Here is a 17,207-nt window from a genome sequence, read left to right on the forward strand (position 1 = left end):
ACGAAAAAGCTCAGAGCATTCCCTGAAGCAGCAGGAATCCCGGCAACCAGCCGGTGACGATGCCCGTGAGAAGCGTGAAGACTGCAGTGGCCTGCAGGATCGGACGCTTCAAGGCAAGCAGCAGGAAATACATGAACCAGAGCACCGCCCAGATGGCCCAGTTGAGGCCGAGCCAGGTGTCGGTGAAGGTCTGGGCGCCGGCCAGTCCTTCAACCGCGATGGGCACGACGGTGATGGCCACGAACAGGCTGAACCAGCCGAGTCCGCGCCCATCCACCGCGACGACGCGGTTGTAGGCAACCCAGAGATAGGTGGTGGTGAACAACAGTGTGAGCGCCGCCGATTTGATCGACGCTGCATCAGCCCCGGCACCGAACGCCGAAGCCAGCGCTACGCAGAGCGTAACAAAGCCGGACACCACATTGATGACGACAATCTCCCTGTCGTCGATTTTCCCCATCAGCCACAGCCCGTTGAGGAACAGGACGGCGCCGACGTATAGCAAGGCAAACCCGAGCAGCATGGTAGCTCTTCCTCCCGAAAGGCGGGTTCAGCCGGGTCCCACCCCGGCTGTCCCACTCGTTTCGTTGAAAACGGCCTTTGCGGCCATCAGCTTGTTCGCGCGACATCCACACCGGAGACCTGTTTGGTCGGGCCAGTCGAGTTTGGATTGATGTCGAAGTCGAAGATCGCGGTCGGAATGGCCAGCGTGGCGCATACATTCGGTATGTCCACGATGCCGGCTATTCGCCCTTCCACCGGGGCCGTGCCGAGGATGCTGTAAGCCTGCTCGCCCGTGTAACCGAACTTCTTCAGGTACTCGATGGCGTTGAGGCAGGCCCGTCGATAGGCCACATGCGCGTCCAGATAATACTGTTCGCCCGTGTGCTCATCGACCGAGATGCCCTCGAAGATCAGGTAATCATCGAAATGCGGGTCGATCGGGCTCGGCTTGAAGATCGGGTTGATGACACCGTACTTCGCCATACCACCCTTGATGACATCGACGCTGATGTCGATCCAGCCAGCCATTTCGATGGCGCCGCAGAAGGTGATTTCGCCATCGCCCTGCGAGAAGTGGATGTCGCCCATGGAGAGGCCACCACCTTTGACGTAGACAGGGAAATAGACCTTGGAGCCACGCGACAGGTTCTTGATGTCGCAGTTGCCGCCGTGTTCACGCGGCGGCACGGTGCGCCACGCTTCGGCAGCGGCCTTGCGCGCCGCATCGCCCGACATCTGGCCCATGAGCGCCGTGTCGGAGTAAGGCAGTGCAGCCAGCGGCGGCACCCGGTTCGGGTCGGTCGAAACCAGCTCTTCCTCACGGCGGTTCGCTTCAGCCAGAAGCGCATGATCGGGCAGACAGCCGATCAGGCCCGGGTGAATGATGCCAGGGTAGCGCACGCCGGGGATATGACGGGATGTGGTGTAGATGCCCTGGAAATCCCAGCAGGACTTGGTTGCGTTGGGATAATGCTCCGTCAGGAAGCCGCCGCCATTTTCCTTGGCGAACAGGCCGTTGAAGCCCCATTCGGATTCAGGCATTGCGCCGATGTCAAGAATATCGACGACGAGCAGATCTCCCGGCTCTGCGCCCTCGAAACCGAATGGACCGCTTAGATAGTGAACGCGGGTCAGGTCGACATCGCGCACGTCGTTGGCGCTGTCATTGTTGCCGATCTGTCCGCCGGTCCAGTCGTAGCACTCGACACGGAAAACTTCACCGCGCTTGAAAGTCTCAACCATGGGAATGTCGGGATGCCAGCGATTGTGCGTCTTTATCGCCTGATCCTCTGGCGCCTTGTTGAGATCGACAGAAAACACTGTTTTAGGCATTGGGTCTCCTCCTCTTGAACGGCCAGTCGGAGGTTTCCATTTCGAGCCCCCCGTCATTTTTGCGCCCGGAAACAAGATGCACCCAGGCGAAACCGTGCCGGAGAAGATTAGGTTTGGTCTGTAACCCGATTGGCTCCGGAGAACGCAGGCTGTGTAATTTTTTGTAACCGTCCGAGGTGGCATATAAAAACTGTTTAAGGCTGAATAATCGAAAATATGAAATGATTTTCAATTGGTTGTTCGACATTTCAACCAGAGTTCCCCTCTCGGCAGATGCGTCTGTTTCCTTTACGCGCAGACGGAGGCTGAGTTTTACGAGCAATCGGAGAGCGATCCTGTCTCGACCAGCGCAAGCGTTTGCGACTATCGTATGAGCCATGGGGATCTTGGACGAAAAGCATCGCGTTCTTGTGGTCGATGATGATCAGCGTCTTCGGCGCTTTCTTCAGCGTTTCCTCACGAGTGAAGGCTATGCCGTCACGAGCGCTGAAGACGGCCGCGCGATGCGGCGGGCCATGGCGGACGAGGATTTCGATCTGGTCATTCTCGATCTTACCTTTCCCGTGGGCGAAGACGGTGTTTCGCTGGCGCGCGGCCTGAGGGCCCAGCACGACCTGCCGCTGATCATGCTCTCTGGCAAAAACAACACGATCGACAAAGTGGTGTGCCTTGAACTGGGCGCTGACGACTACGTGACCAAACCGTTTGAGCCACGTGAATTGCTGGCTCGCATCCGCACCGTCATGCGCCGATTTGCGAGGCGCATCAGCGTGCCGGAGCCCCAGGAGAAAAGCCGTTCACCGGTCATGTGTTTTGCCGGCTGGCAGCTTGACCCCTCACGCCACCACCTTGCCTCTCCAAGAGGTGAATCCGTGCGCCTCACGAGTCAGGAATTCCAGCTTCTGGCCGCACTGGTGGAGCGCCGCGGACGCGTGCTTTCGCGCGAGCAGATCCTTGATATCGTCGCCAATCGCAACTGGAACCCCTACGATCGCAGCATTGACGTGATGATCGGCAAGATCCGACGCAAACTGCGTGACAATGCCCGCGACACACAGTTCATCAAGACCATTCGAGGTGTCGGCTACATGTTTGCGCCTCAATCCGACGAATAGTGCGCCGGCAGGTAGAGATTGACACAGGTCCCCTTGCCGGGCGTGCTGAGAATGCCAAGCCTGCCACCGGCCTGGCGCACAAAACCATCCACCATCGACAGGCCAAGCCCGCTGCCCTGTCCTGGCGGCTTGGTTGTGAACATGGGTTGAAGAGCACGACGGCGCACCGCCACCGGCATGCCGTGGCCCGTGTCGCGCACCGACAGGAGCACGTAGCGGCCCGGCAGGAGACCGGAGGCAACGCGCGCATCCTCCGGACGGACAATGACATTCGACGCTTCAAAATGCAGATTTCCACCACCGGGCATGGCATCACGCGCATTCAGCGCGAGGTTGAGCAGGCTGGGTTCCAGTTGGCCCGCAGGAATGAGCACGCTATTCAGCCCATCGGCGACCTTGAGCGAGATCGTAACCGTCTCTCCAAGCGTGCGTCCGAGCATGCGCATCAACGGAGGCAGGGCTTCACCAAGCTGAATTGCGGCTACATCCTTCGCATTCTGACGCCCGAACTGGAGAAGCCGGTCCGTCAGATCCGAACCTGATTGTGTAGCGTCCAGCGCATCCGCCACGATCTCCGCCAGTTCAGGCTGATCCGACAGGCGCTCTTCGAGCCAGCGCAGATTGCTTAGAAGCACGGCGAGGATGTTGTTGAAATCATGCGCGATGCCGCTGGTGAGCTGTCCCATGGCCTCCATGCGTTGCTTCTGCCCCAACCGCTCGGCAGCCAGCCGCTTTTCCTCCAGAAGCCGGATCCGCTCGAAACATCGGGCTAGCGTCGCCAGCAGGTCCTCGCTGTGAAACGGTTTGCAGAGGTAATCGTAGGCGCCGGCCTGGAGCGCCTCGACGGCGGTGTCTATGGAGGCGTAGGCGGTGACCATTACACACACCACATCGGGATCGCGCTGGCGAATCTGGCGCACGAGATCGACACCATTGCCCGTGCCAAGTCGCACATCGACCAGGGCGACTGCCATTCGCGCCTCCTCAAGAACGGCAAGCGCTGCCTGGGGATCATGCGCGACTGCGACCCTGAACCCCTCGATCTTCAAGAGGCCCGAAAGGCTTGCGGCAAAATCTTCGTCATCGTCAACGATCAGAACGCCCTGATCTTCCGCCGGCGTGGTCTCGCGCAGCGGATGTTCTCCAATGACCTCTGCGGGAAGATCGATTTCGCGATCGGTCATGGCTCACGCTCTCCCGCGCATGGCAGAACGAGCGACACGGTTGTGCCGACATCTTTCTGGCTTTCGATAAGCACGTCGCCGCCATGCTGCTCCATGATGCGCTTGACGAGCGGCATGCCAAGCCCGACACCGAACGCCTTGGTGCTGAAGAGCGGTTCGAACACGCGGTCTGCCACATCCTGAGACATGCCGCCGCCATTGTCGGAGACCGAAAGGTAAACCCGGTCGCGCAGACGTTGTGTGGAAATGATGATCTGACCGCTTTGCTTCCCGCGCTCCTCACAGGCCTGCGCCGCATTCTGCAGAACATTGGAGAAGGCCTGCCGCAGACGCTCGGCATCGGCAAGGACATCGCAACCGGCATCGAGCTTGAGCGTGATGAGATGCGCGATCTCCTGGTCCTCTTCGCTCAACTGCTGCTTGACCCAGCGGTCGATGGCCACGGGCGACATGACAGGAGCGTGCTTGCGCGAGAAATCCAGAAGATCCTCGATGATGCGAACACAGCGCCAGGCATTGCGCTGCAGGCGCTGCAACTCGCCCGTCACAGGTTCATCGGCGTTTTTGAGAGAGCGACGCAGAATATCGGTGGAGGTGACCATGGTGCCCAGCGGATTGCGCAGCTCATGGCTCACCGTGGCGGTTATCTGGCCGATTGCCGCCAGACGCTCGTTTGACGCGAGTTCCTGCTGCGCCTGCCTCAGCTTTTCAAGCGAGGTGACGAGATCGCGCTCTGCCAGTTCCCGGCTTTCATGCGAGAGAACGATCCACCATGCGCCAATGGCAAGCAGCGGAAGAAGCGCAAGGAACACCCGCAGGAGAAGCGTACCGCTTTCCACATGCGGCTGAAGCGCAGTGGGCTCTATCAGCCGGTAGGTGAGCAGGAATACCGCGGCTGTCATCACGGCGAGCGAGAAAAGGACGCCGCTCACCTTGAGCAGCCGCTGCGTCATGCGTGGCGCGATCTTGCTGCGCAGGGCGCGGCCGAAATAACGCGAACGCGAGTTCTCCAGAACCGTGCCGGACGACTTGCAGACATCATGGCAATGGGAATCGAGACTGCAGCAAAGCGAGCAGATCGGGCGCTGATAAAAGGTGCAATGCACCATGTCCGGTCGCTCATATTCCAGCTCGCAGATTTCACAGCGCACCACAGGTTTGTCGGGCTCGGCAAGCGGCACGCGCGGGCGGGCGAGATAATAGCGACCGCGTGTCGCCACGCCGATCAGAACGGCGCCTGAAAGCGCGGTAAAGAAAGCTATGGGAGCAGCATATGCTTCCGCCAGATCCCCGAATCCGCCCATGAAACAGATGAGCGCGAAGAGGGAAGCAAACGCCATCGACCCGCAACCCACCGGATTGAAATCGTAGAGATAGGCGCGCTTGAACTCGGTGAAAGGCGGGCTGACGCCCATCGGCTTCAAGATGGCGAGATCGGCGAAGATGGAGCCGATCCACGCGGCGGCGATGACCGAATAGACCGCCAGCACCAGCTCCAGCGTCTGGAAGATGCCGAGCAGCATCAAAAGCAGAGAGATCAGGATGTTGAAGATCAGCCAGACCACGCGGCCAGGGTGATAATGCGTGACGCGCGAGAAGAAATTGGACCAGGCGAGCGAGCCGGCATAGGCATTCGTCACGTTGATCTTGACCTGCGAGATGAGGACAAAAACCGCTGCCAGGGCCAGCACGGTGCGGGGGTCGTCACTCACATATTCATAGGCCTTGATATACATGTGGATCGGCTCGAGCGCCGTCGATGGCGACAGGCCGGCAGAGACCGCGAGCACGGCCAGAAGGCTGCCGCACAGGATCTTGAAACCGCCAACCACGATCCACCCGGGACCGGCGGAGATGACCGCCGCCCACCAGCGCCAGCGGTTTTCGCGCGTCTTGTCGGGCAGGAAGCGCAGATAATCCACCTGCTCGCCGATCTGGATGGAAAGAGCGCACAGAACCCCGATGGCCGAACCGAAGGCAAGCACATCGAAACCGCCATCAGACGTTTCGCTGCCAGCGAATGCCATCCACTGATCGAGCGTTTCGGGATGCCCGACCGCGATGTAGATGAAGGGCGCAAGCAGCATGGCGATCCAGATGGGCTGAGTGACCATCTGCAACTTGCTGATCATCGTGACGCCCATGAAGGTGATGGGAATGATGACGAGCGATGAAATGATGTAGCCCAGCACCAGCGGCACATCCGCGAAAAGCTTCAGCGCCTGCGCCATGATCGCACCCTCGAGTGCGAAGAAGATGAAGGTGAAGGTCGCATAGATCAGCGAGGTGATGGTGGAGCCGATATAGCCGAACCCCGCCCCGCGCGTGAGAAGATCCATGTCGATGTTGTAGCGGCTCGAATAGTAAGCAATGGGCAGGTTCGTGACAAAGACGAACAGGCAGGTGATGAGTACGGCGGGAAACGCGTTGGCGAAGCCGTAGCTCAGCGTGATCGCTCCGCCGATGGCCTCCAGCGCCAGAAACGAGATGCCGCCCAGCGCGGTGTTCGCGATGACGAACGGAGACCAGCGCCGGAACGACCGCGCCGCATAGCGCAGCGAATAATCCTCCAGCGTTTCATTGGCGATCCATGAATGATAGGATCGTAAGGCAGGTGATTGCGGCGTTTCCACTAAACCGCACTCCGCCCGTTACACTGCCTGCAAGGCAGGGCCTGTGCTTTCCGCATCTTGTTTTTGCTCTCCCATTCTCCCCTTCAGAGATGATCACACAAAGCCGGCGTCGAAACCAGTGCGCGTTCTTTTCATGCCCCCTTCCGCCGATTGACCAAGGCTGCCGGCCACATAGCCTCTACAGGTCGACCGAAAGCCCGAATGCTGTTGACAAAACAAAACAATTATTTTTTAAGTATCGGAACATTTGTTTTATTTTAGTCGGATGAAGTATGCGTATCGGCATCGCTCGCCTTTGGCACGAAGCGAACTCATTCTCGGTTTGCCAGACAAAACTCGAACATTTCGAGGCGCGCGAATGGTGCCGTGGCGACGAAGCTGCCGTGCTTTACCGAAACACATCCACCGAGCCTGGCGGAGCGCTTTCCTGGGCTGCCATGCACCCGGACGTTGAACTGGTCTTCTCGCGCTGCGCTTCGGCCGCTCCGGCCGGACCGGTTGAACAGACGCTTCTTGACCGGCTAACGGCAGAGATTGCGGAAGACCCGGCTTTGACGGGTATCGACGGTCTGTATCTGTCTCTCCATGGAGCCTGCATCGGCACCGTCGACCCGGATCCGGAAACGACACTGGTCGCGGCACTGCGTCGCCGCTTTCCGAAATTGCCCATTGCCGCGTCCTTCGACATGCATGCCTGCATCGCGCCGGAGCTTGCCGGCATGCTCAATGCCGCTACCGTTTACCGGACCTATCCTCACATAGACATGGCTGAGGCCGCGCGCGACGCGCTGGACATGCTGGCGCACATCATCAGGAACGGGGTGCAGAGCCGTGTGCTTTTGAAAACGATCGACAGGATCCTGCCGAGCTTCAACATGCGCACCGATGGGCCCGGCCCCATGCTGGATATCGAAAAAGAAGCACGGGCGGCGGGCCTCAAGATCGGCGGCAAGTCTCTCTTTCCGGTTGCCTATCCCTTTGCAAGCTTCGCCTATGCGGACGTTCCGCAGGCCAACTCCGGCGTTCTCGTGACATGCGAGGACAGATATCAGGGGCAGGCTCTGGCGGATCATGTTGCCGGCTATATGCGAGGCACGCAGGTTCGCTTTCAGCCTGATCTTCCCTCGGCTGAAGCGGTGCTCGCGGGCCGCCCATGGGCTGATGGAAGTCGCGTTGCGATCCTTGAGCCTGCCGACAATCCCCTTTCCGGAGGAATTGGCGACACACCAGGCCTCTTCCGTGCTGCCATGAATGCGGGACTGCCAGAGGGCAGCGTGTTTGCGTTCTTCTCCGCACCGGAGATCGTGGCGGAAGCCCATCGGGCGGGCATTGGTGCAGAGCTCGACATCAGCCTCGGCGCAAGGCTCGACGCCCGCTTCGGAGAGCCGGTCGCCTGCCGGGCCGAAGTCCTGCGCATCACCGATGGCCGTTTCCAGAACGAGGACGCCATGGAGCGGGGCATGAAGGTGGACCTCGGTCCGACAGCTCTGCTGCGCGTCGGAAACCTTCGGGTCATCGTGACCACGGGCTGCCAGTCTCCCAATGACAGCGCCTATTTCCGTCTTCACGGGATCGAGATCGACGACGTGCCCGTCCTGCTCGCCAAGGCGAAAAACCATTTCCGGGCTGCATTCGGCAACCGGTTCGACGTCATCCAGTCCTGCGAAACGCTGGGGCCAGCCATGGCTGACGTTTCAAAACTGCCCTTCCGAAATGTGCCTCGGGAGCGCTTCAACCTGAAAGAACAGAGGGTAACATGAAGAAAACCATCACCGCCGCCATTTTCGCTCTGGCCGCCAGCACGGCCAGCGCCGCTGCGATCGAACTCACAGTCAGTTCCTGGGTCGCCCCGTCGCATCCGACAATCTTCGCTGGCTATGAAACATATTTCCCGGCGGTGGCCGAAGCCTCCAAGGGAGATGTGACCTTCAAGCTCGTTTCGGGCGGCGCGCTTCTGGGTGGCAAGGAAACCCTGACGGGACTGGGCGATGGCGTGGCTGATGCTTCCGTGCTCGCGCTCACCTACAACCCGGCACAGCTTCCCACCAGCCAGCTTGTGGCAGAGCTTGCCATGCTGAGCGGCAACTCCCTTGCCGTCGCGGCGGCCGTCACCGAATTCACCCTCTTGAACTGCGCGCCCTGCATTGCAGAATTTTCCAGGCAGAACGTGGTCTATACCGGCAGCTATGCCACCGCGCCCTATGCGCTGATCAGCAAGAGCGAGATCGGCAAGACGGCGGACATCGCCGGCAAGCGTGTTCGTTCGCCCGGCGGCGCGTGGGATCGCTGGATCGGTGAGGCTGGCGCGACGGTCGTCCACACCTCCAGCTCGGAAATGTATGAGGCGCTCGACAAGGGTGTCATCGACGTTGCCATGCAGCCCGCCGCTTCGCTGAAAACGCATTCGCTCTGGGATGTCGCCGACACGATCACGCTCGGCAGTTTCGGCGTCTACAATTCCGGGCCGCTTCTCGCCTTCAACAAGGACAGCTGGGCGGAGCTCACCCCCGAGAACCGGCGCGTCATGCTGGACAAGATGGCCGAGGCCATCGTTGCGACGACCAAGGCCTATGTCGCGCAGAACGAGGAGGCGAAAGCCGAAGCGGCCGATCACGGCATGAAGGTTCTGGACAAGCCGGAGGCGCTTGAAGCCGAAATCGCCAGTTTCAACAGCCAGGACGTTTCTGCGATTGTGACGAAGGCGAAGGACGTCTACGGAGTGGACGACGCGCAATCGCTGATCGAGAGCTATCAGGCGGCTTTGGCCAAGTGGGAAGAGATCACCGCATCCGGCCTTTCCGACGAGGCCCTCGCAGAGCGCATGAAGACCGAGATCTTCGACAAGCTTTCTGAAACCGAATACGGCCTTTGAGCCTGTCACGGCGGCGCCCTTGCGGGTGCCGCCCACGCTTTTGATCAGCCGGGATCCACCATGCAAACAATCGATCTCTTTCTGGGCCGAATTGGCCGCCTGCTGGCGTTTCTGGCCAGCCTGTGTCTCGTCGTCATGATGTTCCAGATCTGCCTGGATGTCGGCGGCCGTTACCTCTTTGGCAAGCCGATGCCCTCCACACTGGAGATCGTGTCGGACTGGTGGATGCCGGCACTCATCTTTCTTCCGTTGCTCAATGTCGAATGGCGCAACGAGAACATTGCCGTCGATCTGTTCTATCAGGGGCTGGGACCAAGGGCACAGGCGGTGCTCGATGCCTTTGCGCTGATCTGCTTCGGCGCGTTTCTGGCACTGATCGCCTATGCGGGGTTTGAACAGGCGCTGCGCGCCTATCGTCAGGGCGAGTTCATTGTCGGCATGATCCCCGTGATCACATGGCCGCCGCGCTTTTTCCTGCCGGTGGCGGGTTTCCTGACGGCACTTCTCTGCCTTGTCCGAGCGGCTTGCGCGATTTCGCGCGCCGTTTCACCCCAGACACAAAACAGCGACCACTAAGGGCCTCACCGTGGATAGCATCACCCTCGTCTACTGGGCGCTTGGGGCGCTCATGATCCTCCTTGCGCTGCGCGTTCCCGTTGCGGCAGCGCTGGGCCTCGTCGCAATCGTCGGCATGTATCTCCTTGTGGGAGAACGGGCGACATGGGGCGTCATGCGCTCGGTTCCCCATGCCTTCGCCGCCCATTGGAGCCTGAGCGCCATCCCCATGTTTCTGTTCATGGGCTATGTGTGCTTTTCCGCCGGTCTGACAGACGGGCTTTTCCGTGTCGCCCGCGCCTGGCTCAACTTTCTGCCCGGCGGGCTTGCCATCTCCTCGGTGGGTGGGGCCGCGCTCTTTTCTTCCGTCACCGGCTCGTCCGTCGCCTGTGCAGCCGCCATGGGCAAGATCGCCGTACCGGCCATGCTCGACCGTGGGTACGACGCCAAGCTTGCCGTTGGCACGATTGCCGCCGCCGGCACGATGGGCTCGCTCATCCCGCCGAGCACCATTCTGCTTCTCTATGCCGTTTTTGCCGAGGTTCCCGTCAGCGAGCTCTTCATCGGTGCCGTTATTCCGGGCCTTCTGACCGCGCTCATGTATGGCCTGATGATCCTGCTTCGCGTCAAGCACAACCCGGCGCTTGCGCCGCGCGAGACGAGCGTCGACTGGCGCGAGCGGTTTCTTGCTCTGGGCGAGACATGGCCGCTCTTCCTGCTCGTCATCACCGTGTTCGGCGGCATCTTTGCCGGGCTTTTCTCCGCAACCGAAGCCGGCGCCATCGGTGCCCTTGCCTCCATCGCCATCGGCTTTGCCAAGCGCACACTGAGCTGGGAAGCGCTGAAGGCGGCTGCGTTCGAGACGATCCGCTCCACCTCCGCAATCTTCCTCATAGCGGTGGCCGCAGCGCTTCTGACCCGGCTTTTCGCCTTTGCGGGCTTCCCCGACTATGTGCAGGGGCTTATCGGAGAAGACATGTCGCCGCTTCTGATCATCATCGCGGTGTCGCTGATCTATCTGGTGCTCGGTATGTTCCTCGATCCCATCGGGGTGATGCTGCTCACCCTTCCGGTTCTCCTGCCGATCTTCGAGACCGCGGACATCAGCCTGATCTATGCCGGCGTCATGATCACCAAATATCTGGAGATCGGGCTGATCACACCGCCGGTCGGTCTCAATGTCTTCGTCATCAAGAATGTCGTCGCCGATAAAGTGTCCATCAGCGATGTCTTCCGCGGCGTGGGATGGTTCCTGCTTGCCGATGTGGTGACCGTCGCCATACTCATCGCATTTCCGGCAACCGTCCTGTGGTTGCCCAGCCTGATAAGCGGGTAAAAGAATGGCAGAGATGACAGACCTTGAAGCGCTGACACAGCGCATGATCTCGCAAATTGAAACGCTGCCCCGCCGGCTTGCCGATGGAGCCCGCTACCTGATCGATCACCCGGACGACGTCGTGCTGCTCTCCATGCGCGAGATCGCCAACCGCGCCGGCGTTGCGCCAGCCACCCTCGTGCGCCTGGCGCGCACGCTGGATTTTGCCGACTGGTCGCAATTGCGTGCCGTTTATGCGGACAGCTTCAGGACCGGACCCGCACGCTATGCCGACAAGGCTGTGGCGGCCGTCAAACAGGACAAGGGCAGCGGCCTTCTGGCCGAGACCTTCAAGGCGCAGGAGGCAAGCCTTGCCTATGCGCTGGAGATCAATTCGACCGCAGATATCGCTTCCGCCGCCAAAACGCTTGCACATGCCGAGCGGCTTTACGTTGCCGCCTTCATGAGCTGCCGTGGGCCGGGGCTCACCTTCACCTATCTGTGCAAGATGCTGCGGCCCAATGTGGAGCTTCTCGGCAGCGAGGGTTCTTCGCTGGTGGCCGATCTTGCCATGCTGACGGAGCGCGATGCGGTTCTGTCCATCAATTTCCAGCCCTATGCACGCGAGATCGACATGGTGGCTGAGGGCATCTGCAATTCCGGCGCGAAACTGGTTTCACTGAGCGACAGCCGCGCCACACCATTGCAACCCCATGCATCCACCAGCCTGCTCTTCTCAGCCGAAAGCCCGTCCTTCTTTCCATCGGTGATTTCGGCTGTCGGCGTTGTCGAAGGGCTTGCCGCTGCCATGCTGACAGAGCTTCAGGACACCGCCATGGAGCGGATCGGCACCATCGAAGAACAGCTTTACGCCTCCGGCTCCTACCACGCGCACCGGCGCGCACGATAACAGAGACCTCCGAATGACCCATGTTTTTCACCGCTCCCCCCGCAACCCGCTTCCGGTCGCTGTCGGGGGAAACGGCGCCTACATCATCGACGAGACCGGCAAGCGCTATATCGATGCCTGCGGCGGCGCTGCCGTATCGTGCATCGGGCATGGCGATGTGCGTGTTCTTGAGGCTATTCAGCAGCAGATGACACAGATCAGCTATGCGCATACCAGCTTCTTCACTTCGAACGCGGCCGAGGCACTCGCCGATCATCTGTGCGCGGCGACATCGCTTCCACTCGACAGGGTCTATCTCGTCGGCAGCGGCTCCGAAGCCATCGAAGCCGCGATCAAGATGGCGCGTCAATATCATGTCGAGCGCGGTGAGCCCTCGCGCAGGCTGGTGATCTCCAGGCACCAGAGCTACCACGGCAACACGCTGGGCGCGCTCTCGGTCGGGGGCAATCCGCCACGGCGAAAACCCTATGCGCCGTTCCTGCTCGAAGAACCCAAGATCGAGCCCTGCTTCGCCTACCGATATGCCCACGCCGGTGAGAGCGCGGATGACTATGCAAACCGTGCTGCCGACCTTCTCGAAGACAAGATAAGGGGACTCGGCCCTGAAAATGTCATCGCCTTTCTGGCGGAAACAGTGGTGGGAGCGACCGCAGGCGCTGTTGCCGCCGAAAAGGGCTACTTTCAGAAAATCCGGGAAATCTGTGATCGCTACGGCGTGCTCCTCATTCTCGACGAAGTGATGTGCGGCTCCGGCAGAACCGGCAGCTTTCTGGCCTGCGAACAAGACGATGTGGTGCCAGACATTCTGACACTCGCCAAGGGGCTGGGCGGCGGCTACCAGCCAATTGCCGCCGTCATGTGCTCAAAGGATGTCTACGAGACCATCACCGGTGGCAGCGGCAGTTTCGTTCATGGGCACACCTATTCGGCCCACCCACTGGCCTGCGCTGCGGCGCTTGCCGTTCAGCAGATCATTCGTGACGACTCCCTCATCGACAATGTGGTTGCGCGCGGCGCTCAGTTGCGCGAGCGACTGCTCGCCCGGTTCGGCAATCACCCGCATATCGGGGATGTGCGCGGGCGCGGCCTGCTGCAGGCCATCGAACTGGTCGAGCATCGCGATACCAAAGAGCCTTTTTCACCTGGCCGGAAAATCAGCGCTGCGATCAAGAAAAGCGCGATGGATATGGGGCTTTTGATCTACCCGGGGAGCGGCACGATCGACGGAGCCTCCGGCGATCACATTCTCCTGGCACCGCCTTACAATGTCGACGGGGAAACCATTGATCTGATCGTCGAGAAACTGGGCCACGCCGTCGACGCCGCGCTCGGAGGACAATAGTATTAGAATGTCCCCGAGTTTTGGAACGCCCCGCATGGCGACCGCGGACTAATGCTCCATGACAAAATGATCGGGTCTCGGCTCGGTCTTTCTTACGGTACGAACGGCGCAACCGGCAAGATTTACGAGCGCGGTGACGGGCCTAAAATTCTGGCACCGGGCCGGCGGTGCGCAACATTCTCGCCAAACTCGGCCATGAAGCAGGAGGCCATCGCCTCGAACTCGGCTATGAGCGCAGTCGCGATAAGGCTGATCGCCGATCAAGATGAACATGGGTCTGGCCGGCGATACTCTGCACCCACTCGAAGTGGCGCGGTATGCCTTGAATGAAACACACCATAACGGCTTCCACTAACATGCGGGATGCCAACGCGATGGTCGGCCCTTTTCATTTTCGGCCTTAAGTTCGACCCGCCGGACACAGTCCTGTAAAAATCCTGTCGCATGCATTCGCTACGGGTAACGGCAGATGCCGCCATCGGCGGCTCAATCCAGCCAAACAGCCAGAGGACTGCCGTCATGAACAAGCAGGATATCGTTCGCCTGTCATGGGACGAATTCGACGAAATGCGCGATCCGCGCCCTGAGGACAATGGTTTTGACGCCGTGGTGGAGCGCGCCATCTCGCGTCGCGGCTTTCTGGGTGGTGTTCTCGCATTCGGTTCCGCTGCCGCAGTTATGGGGTCCGGCGTTCTTTCTTCCATCTCAACTGCAAAGGCGGAAAGCGCGGCATTCAGGTTTGAGCCCATCGGGATCGCGACCGATCACGAAATTCACGTCCCCAAAGGATATAGATGGAAAACACTTGTTCGCTGGGGCGACCCGCTTTTCAAGGATGCGGAAGGCGCCTACTCGCCTGAAAGGGGTGTTCCTGTCGAGTTCTCGGACAAGGTGTTCGGCGAGAACACCGATGGCATGGAGACTTTCATAGACGGCGACAAGACGATCCTCGCCATCAACTCCGAATATGTGAACCCGGAGATCAACCTCCCGGCCGAAGCAGAAGGCATGCCCCGCAATGCGGACGAGGTGAAACTCCTCAAGAACCTGCAGGGCGTGACCGTGATGGAGATCGCCGACAATGGCGATGGCTATGCCGTGGTGCTGGACAGCCCCTATAACCGACGCATCACGCATGAGACACCCATGACCATGGATGGCCCGGCGGCGGGCTCCGATCTGGTAAAAACGAATGCCGATCCGGAAGGCCTCTCGCCGAAAGGAACCATGAACAATTGCGGCTCCGGCAAGACGCTCTGGGGCACCTATCTGACCTGCGAAGAGAATTTCAACGGCTATTTCGGCACGACGGCCAGACGTGAAACCACCGAGGGTCAGGTCCCGGATCACGAAGCCACGGAAGGCGAGGTGCGCTACGGCATCGGCGGCGAAGGCCGTTACGCCTATGAAAAATTTGACGAACGATTTGATCTGTCCAAAGAGCCCAATGAGCCGAACCGTCACGGCTGGGTGACTGAAATCGACCCGCTCGATCCGGAATCGACACCTGTCAAGCACACCGCGCTCGGACGCTTCAAACATGAAAACGCCGAGATGGTGCAGGCGGCCGACGGGCGCGTCGTGGTGTATATGGGCGATGATGAGCGTGGCGAGTTCATCTATCGATATGTGTCGAACGGCACCTGGGCCGAAGGCCAGCCGGGGGACGGTCTGCTTTCCGACGGCACGCTCTATGTCGCCAAGTTCAACGATGACATGACCGGCGAATGGCTGCCCCTGACGCCAGAGTCCACCGGCATGACCATTGAGGAGATTCTTGTCTTTTCCCGTATCGCTGGCTCCAAGGTCGGCGCTACCACAATGGATCGTCCGGAATGGGTTGCCGCCAACCCGTTGCGGGTGGAGGCATATTGCGCCCTGACCAACAACAAGAACCGCGGTGTGAAAGCCAATGCCGGCGGCGATGAACAGCCCGTGGGTGGCCCCAACCCCCGCGAGACCAACAATTTCGGCCAGATCGTTCGCTGGCGGCCGGAAGGAGAGGACCACGGCGCCGACACGTTCACCTGGGATCTCTATGTCATGGCCGGCAACCCCAAGGCCTACAACAATGTCTATGCCGGCTCGGACAACATCAACGAAGGCAACATGTTCAATTCCCCCGATGGCATGGCTTTCTCTTCCGACGGATTGCTGTGGATCCAGACCGATGGTGATGACAGCAATGAGGGCGAGTTTGAAGGACAGGGGAACAACCAGATGCTGGTCGGCAACCCCGAAACCGGTGAAATCGCCCGCTTCCTGACAGCTCCGAACGGCGCAGAAGTGACCGGTCTCACCTGGTCGGCAGATCGCAAGGTTGCGTTCGTCGGCATCCAGCATCCGGGCGGCAACTGGCCGGACGGCAATGGAAAGCCACGCTCGGCAGTGATCTCCGTCTGGCGGGAAGACGGTGAAGTCATCGGCTAGCTCGAACCGCTGCAATTGATGAACGAGGCAGGAAGCCACGCTTCCTGCCTCGTTTCGTTCAGGGGGAAATGAGCACGATGCTCCCACTTCTCGGGTGACCGCGCCGCAGCCGCGTTATGGCCGAACTGTCGCGAACGGCTTGACGTTTCGCCAAATCCATCCCACCTGTTTGCCGCCAAGCTGCAAAACACCAACCGGACTTCCAAACGTGCAAGCGCTCAAAAGCCTGATCGAATCCCGCCGCTTCGAAGCGGTCATCACTGCCCTTATCGTCGTCAATGCGATCACGCTGGGTCTTGAGACTTCTGAACGGGCCATGGATGCATTTGGCCCGCTATTGAAAACACTGGACCAGGCCATTCTGGGCGTTTTCGTCGCCGAGCTTCTCGCGCGGGTTGCCGTGTACCGGCAAAACTTCTTCCGCGACCCCTGGCGCATCTTCGACCTTGTGGTGGTGGGGATTGCACTTGTTCCGGCGACCGCCGGGCTCTCGGTTTTGCGCGCGCTGCGCATCCTGCGTGTTCTGCGGCTCGTCAGCATGGTGCCGTCATTGCGGCGTGTGGTCGGCGGACTGATTTCAGCCCTGCCCGGCATGGGCTCCATCATGCTGCTTCTGGGGCTGGTTTATTATGTATTCGCTGTCATGGCCACGAAGCTGTTCGGTGCGTCCTTTCCGGACTGGTTTGGTACGATAGGCCTTTCCGCCTATTCGCTCTTCCAGATCATGACGCTGGAAAGCTGGTCGATGGGGATCGTCCGTCCGGTGATGGAAGTCTATCCGTTTGCCTGGCTCTTCTTCATTCCGTTTATCGTCTCGACCACTTTCACCGTGCTGAACCTGTTTATCGGTATCATCGTCTCGGCCATGCAGGCCGAGCATGATGAAGAGGCATCGGCCGAACGCACCGCCCTGCAGGCCGAGCAGGAGATCATCCTCAACGAGATTCGAGCCCTGCGCAAAGAAGTGCAGGCAATGGCCGCGGAAAAGGTGCGAGAAGAGCGCTGACCTTCGCGG

13 protein-coding genes and 1 pseudogene are annotated in these 17,207 nt (G+C 60.1%); 10 read left to right on the forward strand and 4 right to left on the reverse strand.

The window, feature by feature from the left end:
• Positions 1-10: 10 nt before the first annotated feature.
• Together P2W41_RS16840 and fmdA are read right to left on the reverse strand one after the other, a co-directional pair.
• Positions 11-523 carry an AmiS/UreI family transporter gene (locus tag P2W41_RS16840; RefSeq protein ID WP_292898964.1) on the reverse strand — a complete coding sequence of 171 codons (513 nt, stop codon included), beginning with the start codon at positions 521-523 and terminating at the stop codon, positions 11-13.
• Between the two features lie 86 nt (positions 524-609).
• Positions 610-1,836: a formamidase gene (gene fmdA, locus P2W41_RS16845; RefSeq protein WP_292898962.1), complete on the reverse strand. Its 1,227-nt coding sequence runs from the start codon at positions 1,834-1,836 to the stop codon at positions 610-612.
• Between the two features lie 377 nt (positions 1,837-2,213).
• On the opposite strand from fmdA, the gene P2W41_RS16850 reads away from it, so the two are divergent.
• A complete protein-coding gene (locus P2W41_RS16850) occupies positions 2,214-2,951 on the forward strand; it encodes a response regulator (RefSeq protein WP_404933841.1) in 738 nt (245 codons plus the stop codon).
• Here the strand turns inward: P2W41_RS16850 and P2W41_RS16855 are convergent.
• Together P2W41_RS16855 and P2W41_RS16860 are read right to left on the reverse strand one after the other, a co-directional pair.
• A complete protein-coding gene (locus tag P2W41_RS16855) occupies positions 2,936-4,135 on the reverse strand; it encodes a sensor histidine kinase (protein ID WP_292898958.1) in 1,200 nt (399 codons plus the stop codon). The genes P2W41_RS16850 and P2W41_RS16855 overlap by 16 nt on opposite strands.
• Entirely contained in the window at positions 4,132-6,768 is a 2,637-nt protein-coding gene (locus tag P2W41_RS16860; protein WP_404933842.1) for an ATP-binding protein, read from the reverse strand. The genes P2W41_RS16855 and P2W41_RS16860 overlap by 4 nt, the downstream gene beginning before the upstream one ends.
• A gap of 272 nt (positions 6,769-7,040) precedes the next feature.
• On the opposite strand from P2W41_RS16860, the gene P2W41_RS16865 reads away from it, so the two are divergent.
• From P2W41_RS16865 to P2W41_RS16905, 9 genes and pseudogenes are all read left to right on the forward strand, one after another.
• On the forward strand, positions 7,041-8,528 hold the full coding sequence (locus tag P2W41_RS16865) for a M81 family metallopeptidase (protein WP_404933843.1): 1,488 nt from the start codon (positions 7,041-7,043) through the stop codon (positions 8,526-8,528).
• Complete coding sequence (locus P2W41_RS16870; RefSeq protein WP_404933844.1) at positions 8,525-9,640, forward strand: C4-dicarboxylate TRAP transporter substrate-binding protein; 1,116 nt, start codon at positions 8,525-8,527, stop codon at positions 9,638-9,640. Before P2W41_RS16865 ends, P2W41_RS16870 begins: the two co-directional genes overlap by 4 nt.
• A 60-nt stretch (positions 9,641-9,700) precedes the next feature.
• Positions 9,701-10,216, forward strand: a complete 516-nt coding sequence (locus P2W41_RS16875) for a TRAP transporter small permease subunit (RefSeq protein WP_292898949.1) — start codon at positions 9,701-9,703, stop codon at positions 10,214-10,216.
• A 10-nt stretch (positions 10,217-10,226) separates the two neighbouring features.
• On the forward strand, positions 10,227-11,531 hold the full coding sequence (locus P2W41_RS16880) for a TRAP transporter large permease (protein ID WP_229450448.1): 1,305 nt from the start codon (positions 10,227-10,229) through the stop codon (positions 11,529-11,531).
• A gap of 4 nt (positions 11,532-11,535) precedes the next feature.
• A complete protein-coding gene (locus P2W41_RS16885; protein WP_404933845.1) occupies positions 11,536-12,420 on the forward strand; it encodes a MurR/RpiR family transcriptional regulator in 885 nt (294 codons plus the stop codon).
• 13 nt (positions 12,421-12,433) lie between these two features.
• Entirely contained in the window at positions 12,434-13,762 is a 1,329-nt protein-coding gene (locus P2W41_RS16890; RefSeq protein WP_404933846.1) for an aspartate aminotransferase family protein, read from the forward strand.
• 63 nt (positions 13,763-13,825) lie between these two features.
• A pseudogene (locus tag P2W41_RS16895) lies at positions 13,826-14,127 on the forward strand (ligand-gated channel); the annotation flags it as partial.
• Between the two features lie 154 nt (positions 14,128-14,281).
• Entirely contained in the window at positions 14,282-16,192 is a 1,911-nt protein-coding gene (locus tag P2W41_RS16900; RefSeq protein WP_404933847.1) for a PhoX family protein, read from the forward strand.
• 208 nt (positions 16,193-16,400) lie between these two features.
• Positions 16,401-17,198, forward strand: coding sequence for an ion transporter (locus tag P2W41_RS16905; RefSeq protein ID WP_292898940.1), 798 nt, complete (start codon positions 16,401-16,403; stop codon positions 17,196-17,198).
• Positions 17,199-17,207: the final 9 nt, after the last annotated feature.

The organism is Nitratireductor sp. L15S-10 (genome assembly GCF_045011005.1).
Lineage (GTDB): Bacteria > Pseudomonadota > Alphaproteobacteria > Rhizobiales > Rhizobiaceae > Nitratireductor.